At 64.8% G+C, this 23,291-nt stretch carries 26 protein-coding genes and 1 tRNA gene; 9 read left to right on the top strand and 18 right to left on the bottom strand.

All coding sequences use genetic code 11. The features are described 5' to 3' along the window. Positions 1-58: 58 nt before the first annotated feature. Genes HBA99_RS10550 through mshC form a run of 3 tightly spaced genes read right to left on the bottom strand, consistent with a single transcriptional unit; the run spans position 59 to position 2,681 of the window. Entirely contained in the window at positions 59-487 is a 429-nt protein-coding gene (locus HBA99_RS10550) for a hypothetical protein (RefSeq protein WP_064408593.1), read from the bottom strand. 52 nt (positions 488-539) lie between these two features. Continuing rightward, positions 540-1,421, bottom strand: a complete 882-nt coding sequence (locus tag HBA99_RS10545) for an SDR family oxidoreductase (protein WP_070951079.1) — start codon at positions 1,419-1,421, stop codon at positions 540-542. Between the two features lie 9 nt (positions 1,422-1,430). Beyond that, on the bottom strand, positions 1,431-2,681 hold the full coding sequence (mshC, locus tag HBA99_RS10540) for a cysteine--1-D-myo-inosityl 2-amino-2-deoxy-alpha-D-glucopyranoside ligase (protein ID WP_064408591.1): 1,251 nt from the start codon (positions 2,679-2,681) through the stop codon (positions 1,431-1,433). A gap of 144 nt (positions 2,682-2,825) precedes the next feature. On the opposite strand from mshC, the gene HBA99_RS10535 reads away from it, so the two are divergent. Then, positions 2,826-4,544, top strand: coding sequence for a phytoene desaturase family protein (locus HBA99_RS10535; protein ID WP_070951080.1), 1,719 nt, complete (start codon positions 2,826-2,828; stop codon positions 4,542-4,544). Between the two features lie 4 nt (positions 4,545-4,548). After that, positions 4,549-4,947 carry a DUF2834 domain-containing protein gene (locus tag HBA99_RS10530; RefSeq protein ID WP_081346239.1) on the top strand — a complete coding sequence of 133 codons (399 nt, stop codon included), beginning with the start codon at positions 4,549-4,551 and terminating at the stop codon, positions 4,945-4,947. On the opposite strand, the gene HBA99_RS10525 is transcribed toward HBA99_RS10530, so the two are convergent. After that, a complete protein-coding gene (locus HBA99_RS10525) occupies positions 4,944-5,708 on the bottom strand; it encodes a 3'(2'),5'-bisphosphate nucleotidase CysQ (protein ID WP_030095546.1) in 765 nt (254 codons plus the stop codon). The two genes, HBA99_RS10530 and HBA99_RS10525, sit on opposite strands and share 4 nt — an antisense overlap. Positions 5,709-5,775: 67 nt before the next feature. Between HBA99_RS10525 and HBA99_RS10520 the strand changes: the two genes are divergently transcribed. Next, positions 5,776-6,612 carry an LLM class flavin-dependent oxidoreductase gene (locus HBA99_RS10520; RefSeq protein WP_070951081.1) on the top strand — a complete coding sequence of 279 codons (837 nt, stop codon included), beginning with the start codon at positions 5,776-5,778 and terminating at the stop codon, positions 6,610-6,612. Between the two features lie 3 nt (positions 6,613-6,615). On the opposite strand, the gene HBA99_RS10515 is transcribed toward HBA99_RS10520, so the two are convergent. The 7 genes from HBA99_RS10515 to HBA99_RS10485 form a co-directional block, all read right to left on the bottom strand. Continuing rightward, positions 6,616-6,948, bottom strand: coding sequence for a DUF732 domain-containing protein (locus HBA99_RS10515; RefSeq protein WP_070951082.1), 333 nt, complete (start codon positions 6,946-6,948; stop codon positions 6,616-6,618). A 92-nt stretch (positions 6,949-7,040) separates the two neighbouring features. Beyond that, the gene (locus tag HBA99_RS10510) at positions 7,041-7,940 is read right to left on the bottom strand and encodes an LppU/SCO3897 family protein (protein WP_070951083.1); all 900 of its coding nucleotides are present in this window, start codon (positions 7,938-7,940) and stop codon (positions 7,041-7,043) included. Between the two features lie 69 nt (positions 7,941-8,009). Further along, positions 8,010-8,840 carry an SCO1664 family protein gene (locus HBA99_RS10505; RefSeq protein WP_070921788.1) on the bottom strand — a complete coding sequence of 277 codons (831 nt, stop codon included), beginning with the start codon at positions 8,838-8,840 and terminating at the stop codon, positions 8,010-8,012. Further along, a complete protein-coding gene (locus HBA99_RS10500) occupies positions 8,824-9,411 on the bottom strand; it encodes a DUF3090 domain-containing protein (RefSeq protein WP_057964690.1) in 588 nt (195 codons plus the stop codon). The genes HBA99_RS10505 and HBA99_RS10500 overlap by 17 nt, the downstream gene beginning before the upstream one ends. A 46-nt stretch (positions 9,412-9,457) precedes the next feature. Further along, the gene (locus tag HBA99_RS10495) at positions 9,458-10,150 is read right to left on the bottom strand and encodes a histidine phosphatase family protein (protein ID WP_070942493.1); all 693 of its coding nucleotides are present in this window, start codon (positions 10,148-10,150) and stop codon (positions 9,458-9,460) included. Continuing rightward, entirely contained in the window at positions 10,147-10,977 is an 831-nt protein-coding gene (locus HBA99_RS10490) for an undecaprenyl-diphosphate phosphatase (RefSeq protein ID WP_030095539.1), read from the bottom strand. Before HBA99_RS10490 ends, HBA99_RS10495 begins: the two co-directional genes overlap by 4 nt. A 56-nt stretch (positions 10,978-11,033) precedes the next feature. Beyond that, positions 11,034-11,348, bottom strand: a complete 315-nt coding sequence (locus HBA99_RS10485) for a glycosyltransferase family protein (protein WP_057964688.1) — start codon at positions 11,346-11,348, stop codon at positions 11,034-11,036. 89 nt (positions 11,349-11,437) lie between these two features. Between HBA99_RS10485 and HBA99_RS10480 the strand changes: the two genes are divergently transcribed. The 3 genes from HBA99_RS10480 to HBA99_RS10470 are packed head-to-tail and all read left to right on the top strand — an operon-like array spanning position 11,438 to position 13,823. Next, complete coding sequence (locus HBA99_RS10480; RefSeq protein ID WP_070951084.1) at positions 11,438-12,505, top strand: NHL repeat-containing protein; 1,068 nt, start codon at positions 11,438-11,440, stop codon at positions 12,503-12,505. Next, a complete protein-coding gene (locus HBA99_RS10475; RefSeq protein ID WP_046253436.1) occupies positions 12,502-12,762 on the top strand; it encodes a DUF5703 family protein in 261 nt (86 codons plus the stop codon). Before HBA99_RS10480 ends, HBA99_RS10475 begins: the two co-directional genes overlap by 4 nt. Next, positions 12,762-13,823, top strand: a complete 1,062-nt coding sequence (locus HBA99_RS10470; RefSeq protein WP_070951085.1) for a quinone-dependent dihydroorotate dehydrogenase — start codon at positions 12,762-12,764, stop codon at positions 13,821-13,823. Before HBA99_RS10475 ends, HBA99_RS10470 begins: the two co-directional genes overlap by 1 nt. An 18-nt stretch (positions 13,824-13,841) precedes the next feature. On the opposite strand, the gene HBA99_RS10465 is transcribed toward HBA99_RS10470, so the two are convergent. Both HBA99_RS10465 and HBA99_RS10460 read right to left on the bottom strand, forming a co-directional pair. Further along, positions 13,842-14,363 (bottom strand): YbhB/YbcL family Raf kinase inhibitor-like protein, encoded by a 522-nt coding sequence (locus tag HBA99_RS10465; RefSeq protein ID WP_064408583.1) that lies wholly within the window; start codon positions 14,361-14,363, stop codon positions 13,842-13,844. Between the two features lie 26 nt (positions 14,364-14,389). Beyond that, entirely contained in the window at positions 14,390-15,718 is a 1,329-nt protein-coding gene (locus HBA99_RS10460; RefSeq protein ID WP_196327687.1) for a M20/M25/M40 family metallo-hydrolase, read from the bottom strand. 178 nt (positions 15,719-15,896) lie between these two features. Between HBA99_RS10460 and HBA99_RS10455 the strand changes: the two genes are divergently transcribed. Then, positions 15,897-15,982: transfer RNA gene (locus HBA99_RS10455), tRNA-Leu, on the top strand. Here the strand turns inward: HBA99_RS10455 and HBA99_RS10450 are convergent. The 4 genes from HBA99_RS10450 to HBA99_RS10435 all read right to left on the bottom strand — a co-directional run bounded on the left by HBA99_RS10450 (position 15,964) and on the right by HBA99_RS10435 (position 21,186). Beyond that, positions 15,964-17,610 carry a recombinase family protein gene (locus HBA99_RS10450; RefSeq protein WP_011560558.1) on the bottom strand — a complete coding sequence of 549 codons (1,647 nt, stop codon included), beginning with the start codon at positions 17,608-17,610 and terminating at the stop codon, positions 15,964-15,966. The two genes, HBA99_RS10455 and HBA99_RS10450, sit on opposite strands and share 19 nt — an antisense overlap. Positions 17,611-17,799: 189 nt before the next feature. Then, on the bottom strand, positions 17,800-19,299 hold the full coding sequence (locus tag HBA99_RS10445; protein ID WP_011560559.1) for a replication initiator: 1,500 nt from the start codon (positions 19,297-19,299) through the stop codon (positions 17,800-17,802). A gap of 4 nt (positions 19,300-19,303) precedes the next feature. Continuing rightward, complete coding sequence (locus tag HBA99_RS10440) at positions 19,304-20,749, bottom strand: FtsK/SpoIIIE domain-containing protein (protein WP_017205322.1); 1,446 nt, start codon at positions 20,747-20,749, stop codon at positions 19,304-19,306. A 92-nt stretch (positions 20,750-20,841) separates the two neighbouring features. Beyond that, entirely contained in the window at positions 20,842-21,186 is a 345-nt protein-coding gene (locus HBA99_RS10435; protein ID WP_011560561.1) for an SCO3933 family regulatory protein, read from the bottom strand. Positions 21,187-21,439: 253 nt separating this feature from the next. Here HBA99_RS10435 and HBA99_RS10430 point away from each other — a divergent pair, with 253 nt between their 5' ends. Together HBA99_RS10430 and HBA99_RS10425 are read left to right on the top strand one after the other, a co-directional pair. Then, positions 21,440-22,240, top strand: coding sequence for a hypothetical protein (locus HBA99_RS10430; protein ID WP_011560562.1), 801 nt, complete (start codon positions 21,440-21,442; stop codon positions 22,238-22,240). A gap of 6 nt (positions 22,241-22,246) precedes the next feature. Then, positions 22,247-22,714: an NUDIX hydrolase gene (locus HBA99_RS10425; RefSeq protein ID WP_005110618.1), complete on the top strand. Its 468-nt coding sequence runs from the start codon at positions 22,247-22,249 to the stop codon at positions 22,712-22,714. 8 nt (positions 22,715-22,722) lie between these two features. On the opposite strand, the gene HBA99_RS10420 is transcribed toward HBA99_RS10425, so the two are convergent. Then, positions 22,723-23,259 carry an HD domain-containing protein gene (locus HBA99_RS10420; RefSeq protein ID WP_005110615.1) on the bottom strand — a complete coding sequence of 179 codons (537 nt, stop codon included), beginning with the start codon at positions 23,257-23,259 and terminating at the stop codon, positions 22,723-22,725. Between the last annotated feature and the right edge of the window lie 32 nt (positions 23,260-23,291).

Genomic DNA, 23,291 nt, shown 5'->3' with positions numbered 1-23,291 from the left:
GGCAATGGGCGTGCTTTCGGGCGCTAGCGGTGGCCGCCGGCGGGGATGCGGAAAGCGCTCAGCGCCGCATCACGCAAAAATGCAAGAGACGATCACTGCCGTCACTCAACAACAAATGGGGCTGCCCTCGCGGCGGACCGTGCGCTGTTGGGCGCCACATCGCATACACCGCGAGTGCCACGAACGCCACGACCGGGAGTGCGATGGCCCACCCCGAAAACACGCCGGACACCGCCGCGATGACCGCGGGCAGCGGGTAACAGTCGTGATGGCCCTCGGCGCCGGGCAGAGCGGCGAGCACATACGGCACCTCGGCGAGATGAACAGATGCGGCCGGCGTGCCCGTGATTCCAGCGGCGGCGTCTCGCGCCGCGGGACACTTCAGCACCGGCACCAGCACGACCGCGATGATCAGCAGGGCCCGCAGCATCACCGATGCCATGCCGAAGCCCGCGCGCAGCGCTGCGCGTTCGCCGCCGGGTGCCATCACTTCACGGTACACCTACACCCCATACCCGTAGCGGGTATAGGCGATCGCGTCAGGCCTCTCCGACGTCACCACGGGCGGCGCGCTGCAGGGCGGCCACCTCGGCGTCCATGCGGGGCAGGATCTCGGGAATCATGCCCCGCATGGGCAGTTCGCCGAGCGGTGTCGACAACACCGGCTTGAGCCAACGGGTCACCCCCACCCAGCCGGGGCAGTTGATGCGCCGGCGCCGCTTTTCGATGCCCTTGACGAAGGTCTTACCGCACGCTTCGACGGACGTCACGGTTCTCAATGGCGGTGGCAGCCGGGTCAGCATCTCCGAGAACGCCGACAGGTTGGCCTTCTGGTCGTTCACCATCGAGGTGTCGATCCACGACATGTGTGCCGAACCCACGTCAACGCCTCGATGCGCCACCTCCAGACGCAACGCGTTCGCGAAGTGTTCGACGGCGGCCTTGGAGGCGTTGTACGCCGTGACCCCCGGTGCCGCCGCGTAGGCGGCCAGGGAAGACACGACGAGCACGTAGCCCTTGCGCTCGATCACCGAGGGCAATGCTGCGCGCACCGTGTGAAACACCCCGAGGACGTTGACATCGATCAGCTTCTTGAAGGCCGCCGGGTCCACCTGCAGCACCGAGCCGAACGTCAGCAGGCCCGCGTTCGCCAGCACCACATCGATGCCGCCGAATCGCTCGACCGCCTGGGCGACGGCCCCTTCCAGCGCTGCCAGATCGCACACGTCGGCGACCGCCACCAGTACTCGATCCCGGCCCAGATCGTCGGCAACGGCCGCAAGCTTTGTCTCGTCCAGATCGGTCAGCACAAGGTTGGCACCCTTGGCGTGCAATCTGTGTGCGACTTCCACACCGATGCCGCCGGCGCCGCCGGTGATCATGACCGTCTTGCCGGCAATGTTGTTCAGCGTTGAACCCATGGCCCGACGCTACAGCTGCACTCCCAGTAGGGCATCCACCGCATGACGTACGTGCGCACCCGCCGCGGCATCGTGCCCGCCGTAGGCCAGCGCATCGGTCACCCAGTTATCCAGTGCGGCAAGCGCTTTTGGCGTATCGAGATCATCGGCGAGATAGCGCCGCACCCGAGACACCACATCGCGGGCGCTCGGCGCGGCGGGCAGTGCCACCGCATGGCGCCAGCGGGCCAACCGGGCCTGCGCGCCGGAGAGCACGGCATCACTCCAGGACCGGTCGGCACGATAGTGTCCGGCCAACAGCCCGAGCCTGATCGCTGCCGGATCCACGCCGTCGGCCGTCAACACCGAAACCTTCACCAGGTTCCCCCGGCTCTTGGACATCTTGTGCCCATCCCAGCCGATCATCCCGGCGTGCACATAGTGACGTGCGAAACGGCGTTGCGCCGTAACGGCTTCAGCGTGCGCGGCACTGTATTCGTGGTGCGGGAAAATCAGGTCGCTACCGCCGCCCTGGATGTCGATACCGGCACCGAGCTCACGCAACACGATCGCCGAGCACTCGACATGCCAGCCCGGTCGGCCCGATCCGAACGAAGCCTCCCAGCTCGGCTCTCCCGGCCGTGCCGCACGCCAGAGCAGAGCATCGAGTTCGTTGGCCTTGCCGGGCCGGTCTGGATCTCCGCCACGTTCGGCGAACAGCCGCGACATGGTCTCGATGTCGTACCCCGACTCGTAGCCGAACTGCTCGGTGGCATCAACCCTGAAGTAGACGTCCGGATACTCGGGATCATCCACGACGTACGCGGCGCCCGAAGCCAGCATCTTCTCGACCAGTTCGATGATGCAGGCAATCGACTCGGTGGCGCGCACATACTCCCGTGGTGCCAGCACCCGCAGCGCGGTCATGTCGCCCCGGAACAAGTCGGTTTCCCGGTCCCCCAGCTCGCGCCAATCGATGCCATCCCGGTCGGCACGTTCGAAGAGCGGGTCGTCGATATCGGTGACGTTTTGTACGTAGTGCACATCCAGGCCCGCGTCGAGCCATTGCCGATAGATCAGGTCGAACGTGAGATACGTTGCGGCGTGGCCCAGATGGGTGGCGTCATAGGGCGTGATGCCACACACGTACATGGTCGCGCTGGAACCAGGACCGGACGACGGCGTCACCGGCCGCACCTGACGATCGGCGGTGTCGTACAGCCGCAGCTGCGGACCACGACCGTCGAGCTCAGGAACTGGCGGCGACGCCCACGACTGCATGCGCACAGCTTATTGGGCCGCCAGGTTGCCGCGGTGCGTGAGGTACTTGACCCCAGGTATATCGACTGGTCTACTTCCGGTAGACCGATCGGTTTTCCCGGTGCGGATCACCAGAAGCGCCACGCCATCACCCGAGGAGCCTCAATGCAGAAGGCAGCAGAAAAATGGGACGCGATCGTCATCGGGTCTGGTCTCGGTGGCATCTCTGCGGCCGCGCATCTCGCCGCGATCGGCCAGAAGGTGCTGGTCCTCGAGCAGTACGACGTTATCGGTGGCTCATCCCATGTGTTCCGGCGTAAACGTGAGTGGGAATGGGATGTGGGCGTGCACCACATGGGCGACTGCGGCCCGGACGGCATACTTCCTGCGTTATTCAAGAGTCTGGGCGGCGAAGGCCGTGTGGAATTTATCGAACTCGACCGCAAGGGCGTGGAGACGTACACGCTGCCGGGGCACACATTCACCACGCCGCGAGGATGGGACAACTACCTCGCCCGGCTGATCGATGCGTTTCCCGACGAGGAACGGAAGATCCGGCGGTTCGTCACGTTCGTTCGCCGCGCCGGCCGTGGACTAGACCGGGACCGCGGCCTGTCCAGTCTGGGCCGTACCGCAGCAGGGGTACTGCGCTCGGGTATCGCTGCCCCGCTGCTGGGCCTGCCCATGTCGCGCGTCTTCCGGCTCTTCGGATTCTCCCCGGCCCTGCGGATCGTCCTGTCCCCGCCGTTCGGCAGCGTCGACGCACCCCCCAGCAGACTCCCCTTCGCCGTTTACGCGGTATTCCAAACCATGTTCATCGAGGGCGGAACCTGGTACCCGAAGGGCGGAGGCCAAGTGCTCTCCGCACATCTGGCCGATGTCGTGCGGTCGGCGGGCGGCAAGGTGCTCACCAACGCATCGGTTTCCCGAATCATCATCGAGTCGGGCGCCGTCACCGGCGTACGCCTTGAGGACGGTCAACAATTCTCCGCGGCTGTCGTCGTCTCCAATGCCGATATCAAGAAGACGTACCGTGATCTTGTCGGGCACGAACACGTGAAAAGTCGCACGGTGCGGCGCGTCGAGAAATACCGCATGGCCCTGCCGTTCTTCAACGTGTACATCGGTTCCAGCCTCAATCTCGCCGAGACGACGCCACCCCGGGACGCGTTCGTTTTCCCGACACTGGTCGACTTCGACGAGCTGGAGCGCCGCATCAGTGCCCCGGGCCTGACGCCGCAGGAATGGCTGGACCTGATCGGCGACCTTGCCCCGGCATACATCCATTGCTCGAACCTGAAAGATCCTCACGGCACCCGCTATGCGCCGCCCGGGCACTCCTCGATCGAGATCATGCTGCCCTTGCCGTACAACCCACGGCTGTGGCATATCGAACCAGGATCGGAGTCTTCATATCGCCGCGTCCCCGAGTACCAGCAGATGAAGGAAGACCTCACCGACATCCTCATCAAACGGGCCGCCACCGTGTTCCCCGGTTTCGAAGACTCGATCGTCTACCGCGAGGCCAGCACACCGCTGACCCAGGAGCGCTACACCCGATCCTCGGAGGGCTCCGCCTACGGAATCGAATTCAACACACGGCAGTTCGGTCCGCTACGGCCCGGTGTTCGCACCGAGATCGAGGGACTGTTCCTCGTGGGCTCAAGCACCTCGTGGGGCCCCGGCACAGAGGCGGCACTACTCAGCGGGCGGTGGGCGGCCAGCGCGATCACGGGGCGTGACCTACAGCGCGAAGTACGCGGCGGAGCACGATTTGTGAATCCCCGTGATCTGACACCAATCGAAACTGGTTGGGATGCACTCGAATTCAGTAAAGCAGTCGCAACGCACAATCGCCCGCTGAGCGCCGCGGTAGTGGAGTGATTCGATGACCCACTCGACAGCCCGCACCAACGGGCCTAAAACCCCTCAGCGCCAACGCACTCGCACACTTGAGTGGGTCATGCTCGCGCTGGCCATCATCAGTTTCGTGGGGCTCAACGCCTCTGCCATCGGATTCTGCATCCAGCATGGTCCCGATGCGAAGCTCTTCTTCACATCCTGGTTCGCCAACTGGCCTTCCTCACAGCTTTTCGGCGATATCGGCGTGGTGCTGGTGGCGTTCTGGGTCTGGGCGATCGCCGACCACCGGCGCACCCGAACCCCTTACTGGTGGCTGTTGTTCCCGGTATCAATTCTCGTAGGAATCGGCTGCGGGATACCTCTCTACCTTTGGTTACGCGAGCGCCAGCTCCGCCTCGACGACAGCGTGGCGCCCAGCGGTTAGGCGCGCCCGGCGACCGCGTCCAGCAGCAACGGCGCCAAATCGGGCCTGCACATGATGAGATCCGGCAGATACGGATGTGGCTCGTTGTACCGCAGCGCAGACCCGTCGAGCCGGGAGGCGTGCAGACCGGCCGCCAGCACCACCCCGGCCGGCGCCGCCGAGTCCCATTCCCATTGACCGCCACCGTGCAGATAGGCATCGGCTTCGCCGCGTACCACCGCCATGGCCTTGGCCCCGGCCGACCCCATCGGAATGAGCTCCATGTTGAGCCGCTCGGCCATATCGGTGAGGAACTTCGGCGCCCGGCTGGCACTGACGACCACCCGGATCGGATCCGAGTCAGCGCGCGCCGAAAGGGTCACCCGGGTCTCGTCGGTACGGAACACGGTATCCAGTCCGGGCAGCGCCACCGCGGCGTCGGTGATCGACCCTCCGTGATCGTCGGCCTGCCACAGCGCGACATGCACCGCCCAGTCGTCGCGGCCCTCGATCCCGAACTCGCGGGTCCCGTCGAGCGGGTCGATGATCCAGACCCGCTGTGCGCCGAGGCGGGTCTTGTCGTCGACAGCCTCCTCGGAGAGCACCGAGTCCGCGGGCCGTTCGGCCGCCAACCGCTCCAGCAGCAGCGCGTTGGCACGCTTGTCGCCAGCCGCCCCGAGACCCTTCGGGTCGTCGAACCCAAGCTCGGCACGCACCTGCAAGAGCAGCTGTCCGGCTTCGTGGGCGAGTTCTGCGGCAAGCGCAGCATCGGAAAGAGTCACCCGGTCAGTATTACCCGATCCGGATTTGTCTGACCTCCTCGGCATACTCACGCGCATGCCTGCCGCTATGCAGTATGGAATCGTCCTGACGACGGGAGACGCCGGCGATGTCGCAGAGCTGGCCGTGCTGGCCGAGGAAGCGGGCTGGGACGCGATCTTCGGCTGGGAGCCGGTGTGGGGTGTCGACGCGTGGGTGGCATTGACCGCGGCGGCTATGCGCACCACCCGCATCAAACTCGGCACCATGCTCACTCCACTGCCGCGCCGCAAGCCGTGGGATCTGGCGTCCACCACAGCGACGCTGGACCGGTTATCCGGAGGCCGCGTCATCCTGTCGGTGGGAATGGGTGCTCTGCATGACAATTGGCTGGCCTTCGAGCGCGATCAGGGCCGCAAGACCCGCGCCGAACTGCTGGACGAGGGCCTCGACGTCCTGTTCGGTCTATGGGCAGGCCAACCGTTCGGTTACGAGGGCACGCACTACCGGGTGACGCCGACGACGCACATGGTGCCCGATCCCCCGGTACAAGTGCCCCGCATCACGACCTGGTGCGTCGGTGTGAGCGGGGCACTCAGATCCATGTCCCGCGCTGCCCGCTGTGATGGGCTGTTGCCGAACATCACCACCGCCGATGGACAGTTCGACTTCAATCCGCCGTTGGCCAGCTGGCTGGATTCGGCACGCGAGATTCACTCGCTACGAGGCGAATTGGGGTGCACCGGCCCATATGACGTGGTGTACGAGACCACCACCGATTGGAAGGATCTCGACGCCACCCGAGAGAAGATCGAGACCCTGCACGACGGCGGCTACACCTGGTACCTGGACTCGGACTGGCACACCGAGCACAACGATCCACTGGCCGCGCTGCGGGCACGCGTCGAGAACGGGCCCCCGCGCTAGACGTCAGTGCTTGACGTCGGGACATAAGGTCTTCGGAGCGATATCGACGATCGACGCCACTTCCCACCGAGGTTGGATGCCCGGAAACACTGTGGCGGCGGCGATCGCGTCCTCCTTCGAGGATCCCGCTCTCAACGCATCACAGGCGCGATATCCACTGGCAAGGTATCGAGCGGAAGCACCACCGAAAATCGCAGTGCCCGGCGTGGTGTCATTCAACATCTGCAGAAACTCGACCTCGCCATCAGCACGTGCGGGCGCGGCAAAGCCGACCGCTCCAACAAGCGAAGCAACAAGAATTCCGGCAGCCCAAAACCGGCTTAAGTTTGTGATCATGATGTCCCCTCTGATGAGGAAACGATCTTATTGCCCGATAGAGACTGGTCGAAAGCGTTTTTCCTTAAGTCGATCGATCCCAGATTTCAAGATCACGGGGCGAATTCACCCGTACAGATCGCCATCGGCGGATCAGGGAACGCGAAGGAATGCACGACGCCGGGCTTGCCCTTGCATTGCGAGGACTCCTTCGTTCCGGGAATCACGAACAACACCATGAACGCCTTCGGCGCCTGGCAGGAATCCGCAGCGACGAACACGGTGCTTCCCATCACCACAGCCGTCTGATAGCAGGATCCGATACGCAGTTGCGGCGCAATGCAATACGAGAAATCACCGGCCGTGAATCCGGTATATGTCTGCCTGCACTTGCCGCCGGGAACGACCTCGATGACACGCCAGGCCGCCTTGGGATCCGTACAGGCAACCGCCTTGTAGTCCGACGGCGCGGCCAACGCGATGCAGTCGCCGACCACCGCGACCTGCCCCGGAGCCTTGGGCGCGCCCGTCGGCGCAGGGAGCGGCACAGGCATCTGGGGCGGCGCCATCGGCGTACGGGGCGGCTGCACGGTCGGAGTCTGATAGGTGGGTTCACCACCTGCCGTGGGTGATTCGGGGTTCGCATAGGACACCGTGGTGGTCGGCGCACTGACCGACTGACGCGGAGCACTGTCCCGGTTGAGAATCACGACCAGCACCACTGCGAGCACCACGACGACCGCGCCCGCGATCGAGGCAATCAGAATCCACGGTCTGGACTTTTTCTGCGATCCGAAGGGATCTTGTCCCGGGAGCCCGGGATACATCGGGGGAACCGCGTAGTCCTGCGGAACACCGTCATAGAGGCGGCCGATCGAATCGTCCGGGTAATCCGCCGGGGCATAGCCGTACGGAGCCGTCGGCGGCGCCTGCCAGTACCCCTGAGCCGGCCCCTCCGGCGCACCCCACTGCCCGGCCGGTCCCTGCTGATACGGGTCGTGCGGTCCCGTCACGTCAGCGCCCCCTTTTGCCCGTCCCTTCCCGGAACATCATGCTTGCCGACCAGGCTAGACGATCGACAATCAAAAGGCGGGCCACGGTATGGGTCTGTTGCGATCAGGCATCGGCATCACCGGTTCATTCAGCATCATCACCGCGCGTAGGCGCACCGCGGTCACCTCGGCCGTGGTGATGTGGGTCGCGAGCGCGGCCCCCAGATCGCCGCGCAACGACTCCTCCAGCCGAGTCACATCGTCAAGCAACTCCGGCTCCACGGGCTTGCCCGCCCAACCCCACAGAACGGTCCGCAGCTTGTCCTCGCTGTGCAGACAGATCCCATGATCGACCCCGTAGACACCACCATCGGCACCCCGCAGAATGTGGCCGCCCTTGCGATCGGCGTTGTTCACCAAGGTGTCGAACACGGCCATCCGGCGCAGCAAGGCGTCATCAGCGTGCACCAGCACGATCTCGGCGCCATCGGCGTCCAGTGCACGCAGGATCGGCAAGTAGTCCTGCGGCACCGCCTGCGGCAGACAGATATCGACCAGATCGAGCGCCCCCTCGGCCAGCTCCGGCTCGTGGATCCACCGCTGCACCATGCCAACGCCCGCCGGACCATCTCGAAAAACCGTATACGGCACCACATTCCAGCCCAACGCGGCCGATATCAGGTACGTCGCCACCTCGCGACCAGCCAGGGTGCCGTCCGGGAAATCCCAGAGCGGCCGCTCGCCCCGCACCGGCTTGTACACACAGTGCACGCTGTCACCCGACGTGCCCGGCACCTCGCACAGAAAGGTGGCATTGCTCGCCGAGCGAATGCGGCCGATGACGGTGAGTTCGCCATCGCAGATCGCGGCGTGATCCTCGGGACTAGCGCTGGGCCCCGCATCGTCAGGACTCGGCGTCATCTGCCGCCCCGGGCACCGTCCCCCGGCGATAGCCGTTGGTGCGGACGCAGATATGCCCGGCCGGGTCGAGCGGTTCCTCACACAGCGGACACGGTGGGCGGCCCGCGGAAACCACTCTGGTGGAGCGTGTCGCGAATTGGCGCGCCGCTTCCAGCGAGAGGAACACCCGAACGGCATCCGGACCGTCCTCGGAATCGTCGAGCACCACGGAGGCGTCGAATTCCTGCTCGCTCACCGCGAGCAGCTCGACAACCACCGAGTTGGCCTCGGCATCCCAGCCCAACCCCATCGTGCCGACCCGGAACTCCGCGTCCACGGGCATCACCAACGGGTTGAGATCCTCGACCACATCGGGCTCGGGCGGGATCTCCGTGCCGAACCGGCGATGAACCTCCGACAGCAGCGTTCCGATGCGCTCGGCCAGCACCGACACCTGCTGCTTCTCCAGCATCACGCTGACGATCCGGCTCTCGTGGACGGCCTGTAGGTAAAACGTGCGATTGCCGGGCTCCCCGACCGTTCCGGCAACGAAACGGTCCGGGCTGCGGAATACATGAATCGATCGGGGCATGGTGTCTCCAAAACTACCGGTCGATGAACCCCTCGTGCGAAGGGTTCTAATCGGTTGTGCCGCCCACCGGAGCATCGGACGCCGCTCCGGCGGGCTTCGCGGGCGGCCCGGCGCTCAGGGCGCTGGACAGGTCAGGGCCGGTGTGGTTCATGTGCACGACAAAAGGCCTCAGCTCGGTGTAACGCACGACGCTCATCGACGCAGGGTCGGCCACGATGCGCTGGAACGCGTCCAGGTGGGTGCCGAGCGCATCGGCCAGCACCGACTTGATGACATCTCCGTGAGTGCATGCCACCCAGACGCAGTCACCGCCATGCTCCTCGGATAGCCGGCGGTCGTGCTCACGGACGGCTGTCACCGCCCGTGCCTGAACCTGGGCCAGCCCCTCGCCGCCCGGGAACCGCGCGGCGCTGGGCTGCTGCTGGACGACCTTCCACAAGGGTTCGGACAACAGCTCCTTGATCTCGCGGCCGGTCCAGTCGCCGTAATCCACCTCCACCAGCCGATCCTCGACCGTTGGCGTCAGATTCAGTGCCGCCGCCAGCGGCGCCACGGTCTGCTCGCACCTCAGCAGCGGTGAGGTGATGATCGCCTGAACCGTCACGGCGCCGAGTCGGTCGACCACGCCGCGCGCCTGAACCTGCCCCTTCTCGTCGAGCTCGACCCCTGGGCTGCGGCCCGCGAGAGTGTGCGCGACGTTCGAGGTGGAACGCCCGTGGCGTAAGAGGATGACCGTCACGATGCGCTCACCACCCCGGCGGCCAGCAGACCCATCACGGTGAGGCCCACCACCACGCGATATCCGACGAACCAGTACATGCTGTGGTTACTGATGAAGCGCAGCAACCAGGCGACTGCCGCGTAGCCGATGACAAACGCGATCAGGGTGGCCACCAGTAACTGCAGGCCCGTCGCACTCATGCCCTCGGTCACCGGATGGAAGGCGTCCGGTAGTGAGAACAGCCCGGAGGCCAGCACCGCAGGTATCGCCAGCAAGAATCCGAATCGAGCGGAGGCCGGCCTGTCCAGCCCGAGGAACAGTCCAGCACTGATCGTGGCGCCCGACCGGGAGACGCCGGGTATGAGCGCCAATGCCTGTGCGCTGCCGACGATCACGGCGTCTTTCATGGTCAATTGCTCGGTGTGGCGCACCTGACGCCCATAGTATTCGGCGGCGGCGATGACCAGTGCGAAGACGATGAGAGAAGCCGAGATAAGCCACAAATTCCTTGCACCGGAACGAATTTGATCCTTGAACGCCAGGCCCAGCACTCCGATCGGCATGGTGCCGACGATCACGTACCAGCCCATCCAGTAGTCAAAGGTTCTGTGCGCCTTGACAAACAGTCCGTCAAACCAGGCGCGAAGAATGCGCCAGATATCTTTGGCAAAATAGAGCAAAACCGCCGCCTCGGTACCCAACTGGGTCACCGCGGTGAAGGACGCACCCGCATCGTCACTGAAAAACACTCGCGACACGATGGCCAGATGGCCCGACGATGAGATCGGCAGAAATTCGGTGAGTCCCTGGACCACCGCCAGCACGATCACTTGCAACCAGGACATTGCCGCCACTGCCGAATCCACGACAGCGACCGTACTGGACGCGCCGGCGAATCGCCCTAGCCGGCCAGCAGCCGGGCGAGGCGGCTGATGCTCAGCGGCTGCGCGTCAGCGACCAGATCACGCACCGCCGCAATGATGCTGCGTTCATCGGTGACATCGATATCGGTGATCGGACGGGTTCCCACTGCCACCACATCACTGTCATCGGGAACCAGCTCGGTGAGGAAGGCCCGGTAGATCTCGACACGCAGCAACGAATCCTCGATGCGGAAAGCGAAGCTACGACCATCGCCCACCTCACCAAATCCATTCGCGTGCACGCCCGTCACGAGGACCTCGACGGTGAAGACCGGACTGTCGGCAAGCGTCATAGCCCTCACGATAGCCCCCAGCTACCGACTGCTAGCACCGAACGCGCCGAGAAAGTCATCTCCTGCCCGGCAACCCCAGGTCGATTGCGATGATGGACGCAATGAATCCTCTACCGGTCCGCGCCATACGCGGTATAAGGGGCACTGCCGCCGCGCTAACAGCCGTCATCACGGTGGTCACGGGTGCCGTATCGGGCTGCTCATCTGGCGATGATGCCGGCAATCCCGCCGATCCAGCCGTCATCACCCCGGCCTCCGCAGCACAGTCACCCCCCGTTGGCACGGCACCGGCCGGAACGGTGCACCGATTCACCGGCCGATCCCGCGCCGTGTTGTTCGACACGTCGACCAACACGGTGTCAGTTCTGACCGAAGACGGCCGGACAGTGACCTTGTTCACTCGAGATAACCTCGATGCACCCCGTCACACGGTCGCGCTGCCCTCGCCGGCAACCGCCGCCGTTGGCGATGACCACGGCACGCTGTACCTGGCCACCGCGGGCGGCTACTTCACCGTCAACATCGCCTCGGGACGCGTGGACAAAATCGACATCCCGGGCGACGGAGCGACCGAGTTCTCGGCCATCACCCGTCGTCCCGACGGCCGGATCGTGCTGGGCAGCACCAACGGCTCGGTCTACACCCTCGATGCCCAGAACCGGGTGGCCGCCCGCGCAAAGGGCTTCGCCCATATCGATTCCCTTGCCTACCAAGGCAACACCGTCGCCGTGCTAGACCGCGCGCAGAGCTCGGTAACCACCCTGACCCAAGCCGGGGACGGCACCGCGCATGCCCTCCGGGCAGGCGAGGGGGCGACAACAATGCTCGCCGACGACAAGGGGCGTCTGTTGGTGGCCGATACCCGCGGCGGCGCTCTGCTGGTATTCGGGCTCGCCGATTCGCTCATCCTGCGCCAGCGCTACCCGGTTCCCGGCGCCCCCTACGGGCTGACCTACTCCCCCAAGCTCATCTGGGTGTCGCAGACGGCGTCCAACACGGTTATTGGCTACGATTTATCTACCGGCATCCCCGAGGAAAGGGCCCGATTCGCGACTGTGCGGCAACCTAATTCACTGGTCAGCGACGGATCCACGCTGTTTGTGGCATCCGGCGCGGGCGACGGGTTACAGGCAATCGATATCAGGAACGCGGCATGAGCCGCGCCGCGCGCAGCAGCTTTCCCTCGGGCTGGGAGAGTGAACCCGATGACGAGTACGACTACTACCCCCTGCGGCTGCCTCCGGAAATCACCAGGATCACCGCATCGCTCCGGCTCTCGATTCAGGCCGAGTTCGGCGGCTGGGAGCTGACCCGGGTGCGGCTCTATACCGATGGAAGTCGTCGAGTCCTATTGCGCCGCAAGAAGATACGCGGCAACGTGGTCGGCGGACCGTTCACGGCCCCGGTGATGTGATGCTGTACTCCATCTTGTTGCGGCTGTTTTTCGTGGTGCCGCCCGAACGTGTACATACCCTGGTGTTCGCATCGTTGCGTGCCGCGGCGGCCTTCACTCCGACGCGCCGGCTGATGAATCGGCTGTGCGCGCCGTCCGATCCCATCCTGGCCAGCGAGGTGTTCGGGGTCCACTTCCCCGCCCCCTTGGGTTTGGCCGCGGGATTCGACAAGGATGGCGAGGGTCTCAAGGTGTGGGGTCCGCTCGGCTTCGGCTATGCCGAGGTGGGCACGGTGACCGCGATCGCCCAACCGGGCAATCCGAAGCCCCGGCTGTTCCGGCTCGCCGCCGACCGTGGCCTGCTCAATCGGATGGGCTTCAACAACCACGGTGCGGCAGCACTCGCGCCCCGGCTGGCGACGCGAAAGGCCTCGGTGCCCATCGGCGCCAACATCGGCAAGTCGAAGATCGTCGAGGCCGCCTTCGCATCCTCGGACTACCGGGTCAGCGCACGATTGGTGGGGCCCGCCGCCGACTTCCTGGTGGTCAACGTGAGCTCCCCCAACACCCCTGGGCTACGCGACCTGCAAGCCATCGGCGAGCTGCGCAAGATCCTTTCGGCGGTGCTGGAGGAGACCACCACCCCGGTGCTCGTAAAGATCGCCCCCGATCTCTCCGATGCCGATATCGACGAGATCGCAGATTTGGCAGCGGAACTGGGCCTGGCCGGGATCGTCGCCACCAACACCACCATCAGCCGCGCAGGCTTGAAGACGCCGGATGTCGAAGGCCTGGGCGCCGGCGGCGTTTCCGGGCCACCGGTAGCCAACCGATCCCTCGAAGTGCTGCGACGGCTACACCGGCGAGTGGGAGACCGTCTGGTGCTGATCAGCGTCGGCGGCATCGAGGATGCCGACGACGCCTGGGCACGGATCACCGCCGGGGCCTCGCTACTGCAGGGTTACACCGGTTTCATCTACCGGGGTGGCTTCTACGCCAAGCGGATTCACGACGGGATCGCCCAACACCTGCGCGACGGCGGGTTCGGGAGCCTGCACGAGGCGGTTGGCTCCGCCTCCTAGCCGAACCCCGCGAAGCAGCTAGTGCTGCTCGTAGGTGCCGTGAATGACGGCGCGGGCGATCGCATGCCCAAACAGGTTGAAGCCCAGATACGCCGGGGTGGCACTGTCCGGCAGCTCCAGCTTCGGCACGCCCACGGCATGCACGGCGATGTAATACCGGTGCGGTCCATGACCGGCGGGCGGTGCCGCGCCGATGTACCGCTTGAGGCTCGCGTCATTGGCCAACGTGATCGCATCCCCGGGCAAGTCGCTTCCGTTGCCCACGCCTGCGGGCAGCTGCGTCGTCGTGGCGGGCAGGTTCGCCACCGCCCAGTGCCAAAAGCCCGATCCGGTGGGGGCGTCGGGGTCGTACACCGTGACGGCGAAACTCTGTGTTTCCTCGGGGAATCCGGACCAGCTCAGCTCGGGCGAGACGTCCTGTCCCCCAGCGCCCATGATTCCGCTCACCTGCTCGATGCCGAGTGGCTGTCCATCGGTGACGCTGGCAGATGTCAGGGTGAAGGTCGGCAGCTGCGGCAAGGAGTCGTACGGAGAGGCCATCTGGGCGTCCTTTCAATCGGTCGTGATCAGTGGTTGAGCAGGAAGTGCTGAAGAACCTTGGTACCGAAAGTCAATGCGTCGACCGGCACGCGCTCGTCGACACCGTGGAACAACGAAGCGAAATCCAGTTCGGGCGGCAGCTTCAGCGGCGCGAAACCGAAGCATCGAATACCCAACCGGGCGAATGCCTTTGCATCAGTACCGCCGGAAAGCATGTACGGCACCGTGCGGGCCTCGGGATCGAATTCGAGCACTGCGGCATTCATCGCATCGACAAGGTCGCCGTCGAACGTCGTCTCATAGGCAGGAAGCAACTGCACCCATTCGCGTTCGACGTCGGGCCCGATGATCTCGTCGACCTCACGCTCGAAGGCCTCCAGCCGTCCGGGCAGCACCCGGCAATCGATGACGGCCTCGGCGGTCGCCGGAATGACATTCGCCTTGTAGCCGGCCTTGAGCATGGTCGGGTTGGCGGTATCACGCAGGGTCGCGCCGACAATCTTGCCGATCGAGCCCAGCTTGGCGACGGTACCCTCCAGATCCGGTGAGTCCGGGTCGAAGTCGTAACCGGTCTCCTCGGCGACCGCGGCAAGGAACTGCGTGACCGCTTCGGTCAACACCAGCGGGAACCGATGCCGACCAAGCTTGGCGACAGCTTCGGCGACCGCCGTAACGGCGTTGTCCTCATGCACCATGGAGCCGTGGCCGGCCCGCGCCTTGGCGGTCAACCTCATCCACGCGATGCCCTTCTCCGCCGTCTCCAGCAGGTACAGGCGCCGCTCACCACCTTCCTTGCGTGGCACGGTGAGCGAGAAGCCGCCCACCTCTCCGATGGCCTCGGTGACACCCTCGAACAGGTCCGGGCGGTTGTCGACGAGCCACTGAGAGCCCCACTTGCCACCGTTCTCCTCATCCGAGACGAAGGCCCACACCAGGTCGCGCGGCGGAACCGTCCCGGATCGTTTGAAGTCGCGGGCGATGGCCACCATCATGCCGACCATGTCCTTCATGTCGACGGCGCCGCGTCCCCACACATAGCCGTCGGTCACCGCGCCGGAGAACGGGTGCACGCTCCAGTCGGCAGCCTCGGCCGGAACCACATCCAAATGACCGTGGATGAGCAGAGCGCCGCGCTCCCTGTCGGCCCCGGCCAGCCGCGCGAAGAGGTTTCCACGGCCGGGCGCGCCCGCCTCGACGTACTCACAGGTGTAGCCGACCTCTTCCAGCTGCTGCTGGATCCACCGCGCGCATTCAGCCTCGCCCTTGGTGGTCTCCAGCTCTCCGGTGTTTGAGGTGTCGAAACGGATCAGCGTGCTGACCAGTTCGACGACCTCATCCTCGGGCGCCGGTTTCACAGAAGTCACAACTACCTTTCCTACCATCGTCGGACGCCGCCCACCGGGCGCAGGCAACCGGTTTGGGCCTTGTGCAGGGTTTCCGCTAGCCTATGACGGCAACCACGGGCCATAGTGCCCGCACTTGGTTTGAGCACAGCGCGGAAATTCCGCCTACGTGCCCAAACTGGAGCAAGAGGTCCGAGTGGCGGAATGGCAGACGCGCTAGCTTGAGGTGCTAGTGCCCTATTAACGGGCGTGGGGGTTCAAGTCCCCCCTCGGACACATCCGGCGACACGACTCAGGTCGGCAGTCGCCGTGACTCGCCGAAGATGCGGGTCGTAGTCGAGACGCAGGCCCAAGCTTGCGTACACCTCGGCGCGCTCAGCTCCGGTTGCCGCGCCGAGGATGACCGACAGTCCGCCTAACTCCTTAACTAACTCACTGATCTCGGCGGCACACATGGCGCGGGGCCGCTCCACTCGCTCAACGCGTGCCCTCAGCTCGTCGCGCTCGGCGGTACGTTGACGCAACGCAGCAGTTAGATCCTCAACGGCCACGCCAGACTCCACGGCGGTGATCAAGGCAGCCACTTTGGCATTCGCCTCGCTCAGCTGGCGCTGCAAGGCGGCGTAGCCAGGTCCGGCCGCCGGGTCCACGTCTTGCCCGCGTGCGAGGTCTTCTGGATCGGCCAGAGTGGCGATCCATTCGTCGAGTCGCGCTGTCACTGCGTCTTCGCGGAGATAGACGGTGCGCGGATGATCACTCAGGTCCACAGGTACAGAACGTGACTTGCCGAACTCACAACGGTAGAGGATCCGCGTTGTTTGCTTCCCCGGCCGGGCGGCGCCCTGCATTCGCCGTCCACATGCGGCGCAGAACAGCAGCCCACGCAGCGCATACGGCACTGTCGATTCTCTGCTGCACACGCGACCGGGACCACGCCGCGCCTGCATCCGGAGACGAACAGCCTGCGCCAGCTCATCAGGGATCAGCTCTTCGTGCGTGCGTCGATCGGGTGCGATCCAGTCGGCCCGATCGCGCCACCGCATGCGAGTCTCATATCCCGCGGCGACATCATCGGGGTTCAAAAGGACCTCATACTTCTCCTGCTTGCCCCAGACACGGATACCGCGGTACGCAGGGTTGTCGAGAATGGCGCGGATCGCCGAATGGGACCATCCACGTGGGTCACGATGCCGGTTCCGTGCCGGGTCGTATTGGCTCGGTGATGGCACTCCATCGTCGGTGAGCTGCTGTGCGATGAAGCGCAAGCCAGCACCATCGGCATACATGCGATAGATCCGCTCGACGGTCGGGGCGGTCTCGGGGTCAGGCTCCAGGCGGTGAAGACGCTGCCCAAGACTTGCCTTGGCGGGGTTTGGGTGCGGGCCGGCATCGACGAGTTGATAACCGTACGGTGGGCGACCGCCGAGGTATCTGGTTGTGTCCTGCGCGAGTGCCGACATCGCGGTACGCACGCGCATCTGGATTCGCGCACGTTCTCCCTTGCTCATTCCGCCAAAGAGCGTCATCACGAGGTCGTGTGCCTCGGATCCGGGATCAACCGCTCCGCCAACTTCAGGCACCCATAGGCCGACCCCGTAGTGCGTGAGCACCGGGAAGGTGAGCGCAAATTGCGGTCCGTAGAACGCGCGAGCAGGTTCCCCGATCACGACGGCATCGAAGCCACGGCCACGAGAAGTGACATCTGCGAGCAGACGTGAAGCCTCCGGCCTGCGTTTCCAGGGAAGCGACCGGCTCTGGCCTATATCGAAGTAGTCGGCGGCGAGGACGCCGCCATGCGGACTGATCAGATCGATGGCACGACGTTTCTGCCAGCTGCGGCTCGCCTCCGGATCTTGGGCGTCCTCGGTACTCACTCGGCCATAGAAGGCGAACCTGAGGCTCATGCCACTCCCCTCCCTGATCTAGGCGTCCGGTCCCGCATAGCCAGTATGACGTTTACCAGCGCGCGGTTGGCCTCGCGCGGGAGCCGATACCGGTTCGGCAGGTCAATTTCAACACCTCCCTCTGACATGTTCGGAGCATCGACTCGAACGTCACACTCGGAGCGAGCATGTGTCGTAGTCGGGCATCTTTCAGCCATCGCTTGCCCCTAGCGGATCCCATTGTTCGTTGTGGGCTTGGCGACGTGCTTCTACCAGTCCGATGAGGCGGGAGTGGATGCGTTGGAGGGCCGCGGAATAGACGAGACTGCGATCGCCGAGGCTGCCGAGGCCGGCACGTTCGAACTCCCACGCCACCAGATCATCGCGACCGGCGAAGTCACAGTTGGGATCGTATTGGTATGCAGTGCTTTTCAAGCGTTCTTCACGCGTCCAAATGGCGCGCTGTTCGCGCAGCACGGTCATGGTAGTGGAATAACGGCGGGATTTGCTGGTGATGTGGCCGCGGAATCCGAGGGTGTGCAACCACCGCCCGATGCCGGACAGTCCTTTGTCCGCGAGATCGCTGATGGTGGTCAGGATGGTCCGCACATGCTCTGACACGTCCAGGTCGGGTATGGCTTCCGTAGATAGGCGGCGCGCGCTGATTCCGAGGTCTACCAAGGATTTGGTGACATACTTGGCGAGATAGCGTGCCACCAGCCGGCCAGACATGGACCGTCCTGAGCCTGACCCTGGTTCTGGTTCTGGTTCTGGTGGAGCACTTTTCACTGGTTTTGCGGATGCGGCGAGGGGTTGGGTGTCGATCTGTGTGCCGAAACGCATCGTCCGCGCATCGGTATCAGCGGTCGGATCGTCGATGGTGAGCGTGACGGTGCGGGCGGCGTGTTGGATGATGGTGGCGAGTTCGACTGCACCGATGGGTGATTCCCAATCGGTCTGATCGGGGTCGTCTTGGGGGTCCAGGCGGATCAGGGCGTGGATGTGTGGGATGGCGCGGGCTTGCAGTTCGACGATTTTGATGAAGCTCACCCGCACCGCATCCGGATCCACACCGGTGGCTTTCAGTTCTTTGCGGAGGGTGCGCCGCATGGTGATGGTGAAGCGTCGCCACAGTTCGGGAAGATGCCAGGCGAACAGGACATGCCCGGCATAGTCGTAGCACTCCGGACAGAGCGGCTGACCGACCCGCTCGTCGCCATGATCATGGGACATGCTGCACCACAATTGTTTTCCATGCGGGCAGCGGCGGTAGCCGCCGATCCGGTGCTGGTCTCGGCATACCTGCGCTTTCTTGTCCCCCGACGTCGTGGCGGTGTGGACGGCCCCGAAGCTGGGGGCAGTCAGGGTGAGGAAAACTTGCGGATGATCGCCCACCGCGGTGGGCATGCCGTGGTGGCCTCCCGCAGCGCCGGCGTGCACGAGTTGCCAGGTGTCGCGGGCGTAGAGATCTGAACACGACGGGCAAATGTGGGCGCGACGGTTGTTGCACCGCGTCCACACCACCCGCTGACGCCCGTACTCATCGGTACCGATCAGCTGGATGGGGTGAGCGCAGAATCCGACGGATTCTGCTCGTCGCCACCAGGATTGGTATCCCATCGACGCGGCCCGGCGCACCATCTGCTCGACCACTCGGGTGGTATCAACTGTATCCGGAACACCCGGCAGGGCAAGCTGCGCCGATGTCATGGAGCTATTCACCGCTGCCCTCACCCACGGTGTGCCCGGTATCGGTGTTGTGTGGCTGGTGGGTCTTGTTCGGTCGGCTCGGGGGTCGGCGGAACCGAGTGGCCAGCGCGGTGATGTCGTGGTCGGTGACGTGGAAGGCCCGCACCCGCTGGGCGTAGGCGGTGCCGTCAACCATCATGTAGCCAACACCCGGTGTCGCGTCGGGGATGCGGTCACATTCGGCGCCGGCATCGCGTGCTCCCTGTCCCAGGACCATAGTGGTTTGGGTGGCTTCAGTCAGGCGCAACCCGATCCGCACCGTGAACAGCTGCCTTAACGGCAGGGTGTCTTTGGCGGGGTCTTGCACCGCGGCGACGACGCTGATGCCGACTGCGCGGCCTTGCGAGAGCAGGAGGCCCAGGAGTTGTTCGATTTCGGTGCGGACCTTGCGGTCGGTCACATACGCACTCAGTGCTGCGATTTCATCGATCACTACCACGAACAACGGCTCCGACGTCGTGGGAGTGTGTAGTCGGGTGTGGCCGCGCAGACGATTCGCCCGGGCGTGCATCACCGTGACGAGCTGGCGTAGCAGCTCCAGGGTGGTGTCGGTGGCGTCGTGGGTGAACACGGTGAACAGGGGTGCTCCGGCACCGAGTTCCATGCCACCTTTGGGGTCGATGACACATAACCGCACCAGTCCGGTCTTCACCGCGGGGGCGATGCCGGCGATCAACGACCACAGCACTGAGCCTTTACCTGCGCCGGTTGCCCCGGCGATCAGCACATGGTGACCGAGCAGCGGCACTTGCCACCAATGCCGCGTTTCGGTGATCCCGACCCGCACCAGCGCCAGGTCCACCGGGGTTGCCGGGGCGGGCATGGGCAGGACGATCGGTTCAGCGAGCACGTCTGCCCGCATTAAAGTGATGCGCAGTTCGCCAGGCGAGGTGGCGGTGATGCTGATGCGGTCGGCGCGCCACGCGGCGGCCAGCGCGTCGGACTGTTTATGCCAATCTGCCACGGACTGGCCGGTGACGATGCGCACCGCCAGCACATCGGTGGTTTTACCGATTGTCACCGTGCGCAGGGTGGGAGTGAGGGTGCGGCCGCCGAGTGTGGCCGTCAGGCCGTGCAAGGTGCAGGTCGATTCCCAGGTGCGGGTGTAGCGCGACCACGTGAGCCAGCGCCGCCGTACCGGTTCGGTCACCCAGGCGCGAAATGACCCCGGTTGGAGCCAGGCCCAGCCCGCATACCCGGCACTGCACACGATCGCGCAGATCAGGCCCACGCGTGGGCCGTGGCTGATGGCAAGCACGAGGCTGGCGATGATGGGCACGTTGATCGCCGGGAACAGCACCGCCCACCAGAGCACATACCCGGCTGCGGTGAACAGCGACATGACCAGTTCTCCGAACCAGTCGTCATCGCCTGATCCACTGTTGGTGGTGTTCTTATTGTTCGATGTCATGAGAGATGCCCTCCGTGAGCGTGTGGTCAACAGCAATGCCCGGGGTGGCGGGGTGCGGTGATCGGTTCACCGCACCCCACACCCGCTTGGGGTTACTTCTGCGGGCGTGTCTGCTCACTCGGCGCAGCACCACTGGCGGTGGCGGGGGTGAGGGCATCAGCGCGGAACGCCACCCCGCTGCGATCACCTTGGGCCCACGGGATGGCCACCAGACCAACCACCGAAATAGACTGCGTGACTGTAACTTTGGGGTCTCCTGCCACGGTGACATTGAGTACTTCGCCGCCGGAGTCATCCAGCGCGAGGACCTGGGTGGCGTACATCGGCATCCCGGTGGCGGTGTCGACTTTCGGGGCGCCGGTTTCGAAGTTCAGCCGTGGCTCCGGAGCGCGGGTGACGATAAAACGAGTTCCAGACGTATCGATTCTCAAACGCATTGTCCTACTAGTCCTTTCGTGAGATGTTGACGCCGGTCCGGCGCTGGATTCAGTTCACGTGGACATCACGGACGTTGCGAGAGACATGTGCCGACATTTCCGACACATCCACGGGCATTTCGGACACGGCCGGACATACCCACGGACATCACACCGACACTATCGCCGCAGGGTGGCGGCAATCGCATGGCAAACTAGACACCACGCGCTGAAGGATGGATACGGACGACACGGGAAGATGTGCGCTGACACGATGGACGAGCAGGACGGCACCGAGGCCGCCATCACTCCCAACGATCGCCTCGCGCAGCGGCTACAGGCCAAAGGTCTGTCCTCGCAGCGGTTCGCCACCGCGGTGGGTGTCGATATCAAGTCGGTGCGACGCTGGCTGGCCGATAGCGACTACAGAATTCGCGAACACAACGCCCGCAGCGCCAGCGAGGTGCTCGACTGCACTCCGCATGACCTGTGGCCCAAGCAGTACCCGGCCGCTACCCCCCGTGCAGTGACAACAGCGTCTGCGGGTGGGCCATTCACCGCGACCCTGTATGCCAGCCGTACTCAGCTGCCGATCACGACGTGGCAGCAGCATTTCGCCGACGCCACCACCGGCATCGACATCCTCGTGCTCGCGGCCACGTTCCTGTTCGACACCCTCGACGGATTCCTCGACACCCTGCTCGCCGCCGCCGCCCGCGGTGTGTCGGTGCGGTTTCTCGTCGGGGATCCCGACACTGCGACCACGATCTTGCGCGGTGAGGAGGAAGGGATCGGCGAGGCTGTCATCGCCCGCTGCCGCACGTCGGTGGAGTTGCTCGCCCCTCACGCTTGTACCCCGGGGCTGGACATTCGCACCCACGACACCGCGCTCTACACGTCGATCTTTCGGGTCGATGACGCCATGATTGTCAACTTCCACATCTACGGCTCACCCGGGCGCAACAACCCTGTGCTGGTTCTGTCACGTCACCATGAGCCAAGGCTCTGGACCACCCTCGAAGACGCTTTCACCCAGGTCTGGAACCGCGCCAGACCGCTGACCGCGAAAGGCTGACCCCCGATGCGCACCGACTACTACAATGACCCCAACGCCCCGGCGCCCAACAGTGTCGTTCCGTCCGCCTCGGCCATCGTCACCGACGAACAAGGTCGTATTCTGCTGATCAAACGCCGCGACAACACCCTGTGGGCGTTACCCGGCGGCGGACACGACATCGGCGAAACCATCGCCGACACCGCCGTGCGGGAAGTCAAAGAAGAAACCGGGCTCGACGTCGAAGTCACGGGTCTGGTCGGTGTCTACACCAACCCCCACCACGTGGTCGCGTTCACCGATGGCGAAGTGCGCCAACAATTCTCGCTACTGTTCGCCACCACGGTGCTCGGCGGGACCCTCGCCATCGACCACGAAAGCACCGACATCGCCTGGACTGCCCCCGACGACATCGCTGGCCTGGATATGCATCCGTCGATGCGACTGCGCGTCGAGCACTACCTGCAACGCCGCGACAGCCCCTACCTCGGCTGACCGCTGGGCTACAGCCAGTCGCGTACTCGCCGGACCGCCGCCAACAATTCGTCGCGGCCCGCGTCGACCGCCCGGTGCACCGGGTCCTCGGATCCATAACGCGCCAACACGTCGCGTAGTCGATCTCGCGGTGATATCGGCGCCCCGTCAGGTCCAGTCGTCAGATCGCAAAAAGTCAACGCATCAAGGACATTGCTGGGCGGATCGCTGAACGCGGACAAACCCGACAAGCCCCGCTCGGCAGCCTCCGCGTGCGCTCCGGTATGAAAGGCCACCAAGGAAGCGACCAGCTCCCCGAAACCCGCCGATCGCACGAACTCCGCTCCATCAAGGGGATGAAAACCGGTCCGGCGCACCGACGGTGCGTAACCGATATCGTGCAACCACCCCGCCGCGACCAGACAGTCCGCCGTTTGAGCATCGAAACGCCGGCTCAACCGCTCGGCAGTCGTCGCGACCCCCCGGACATGCGCCAACCGCCGCGGCTGCTCAGCCAGCCGCGCCTCGGCCTCGCGCCGTGCACGCTGCGCCAAAACTACGCTCACAACCGCCAGCCTACGAGCCCCAGCACCATGCC

The sequence above is a fragment of the Mycobacteroides chelonae genome, from assembly GCF_016767715.1.
Taxonomy (GTDB): Bacteria; Actinomycetota; Actinomycetes; order Mycobacteriales; family Mycobacteriaceae; genus Mycobacterium; species Mycobacterium gwanakae.
Note: the sequence above shows the minus strand (reverse complement) of the source record. Positions and strands in the feature narration are given on the sequence as shown.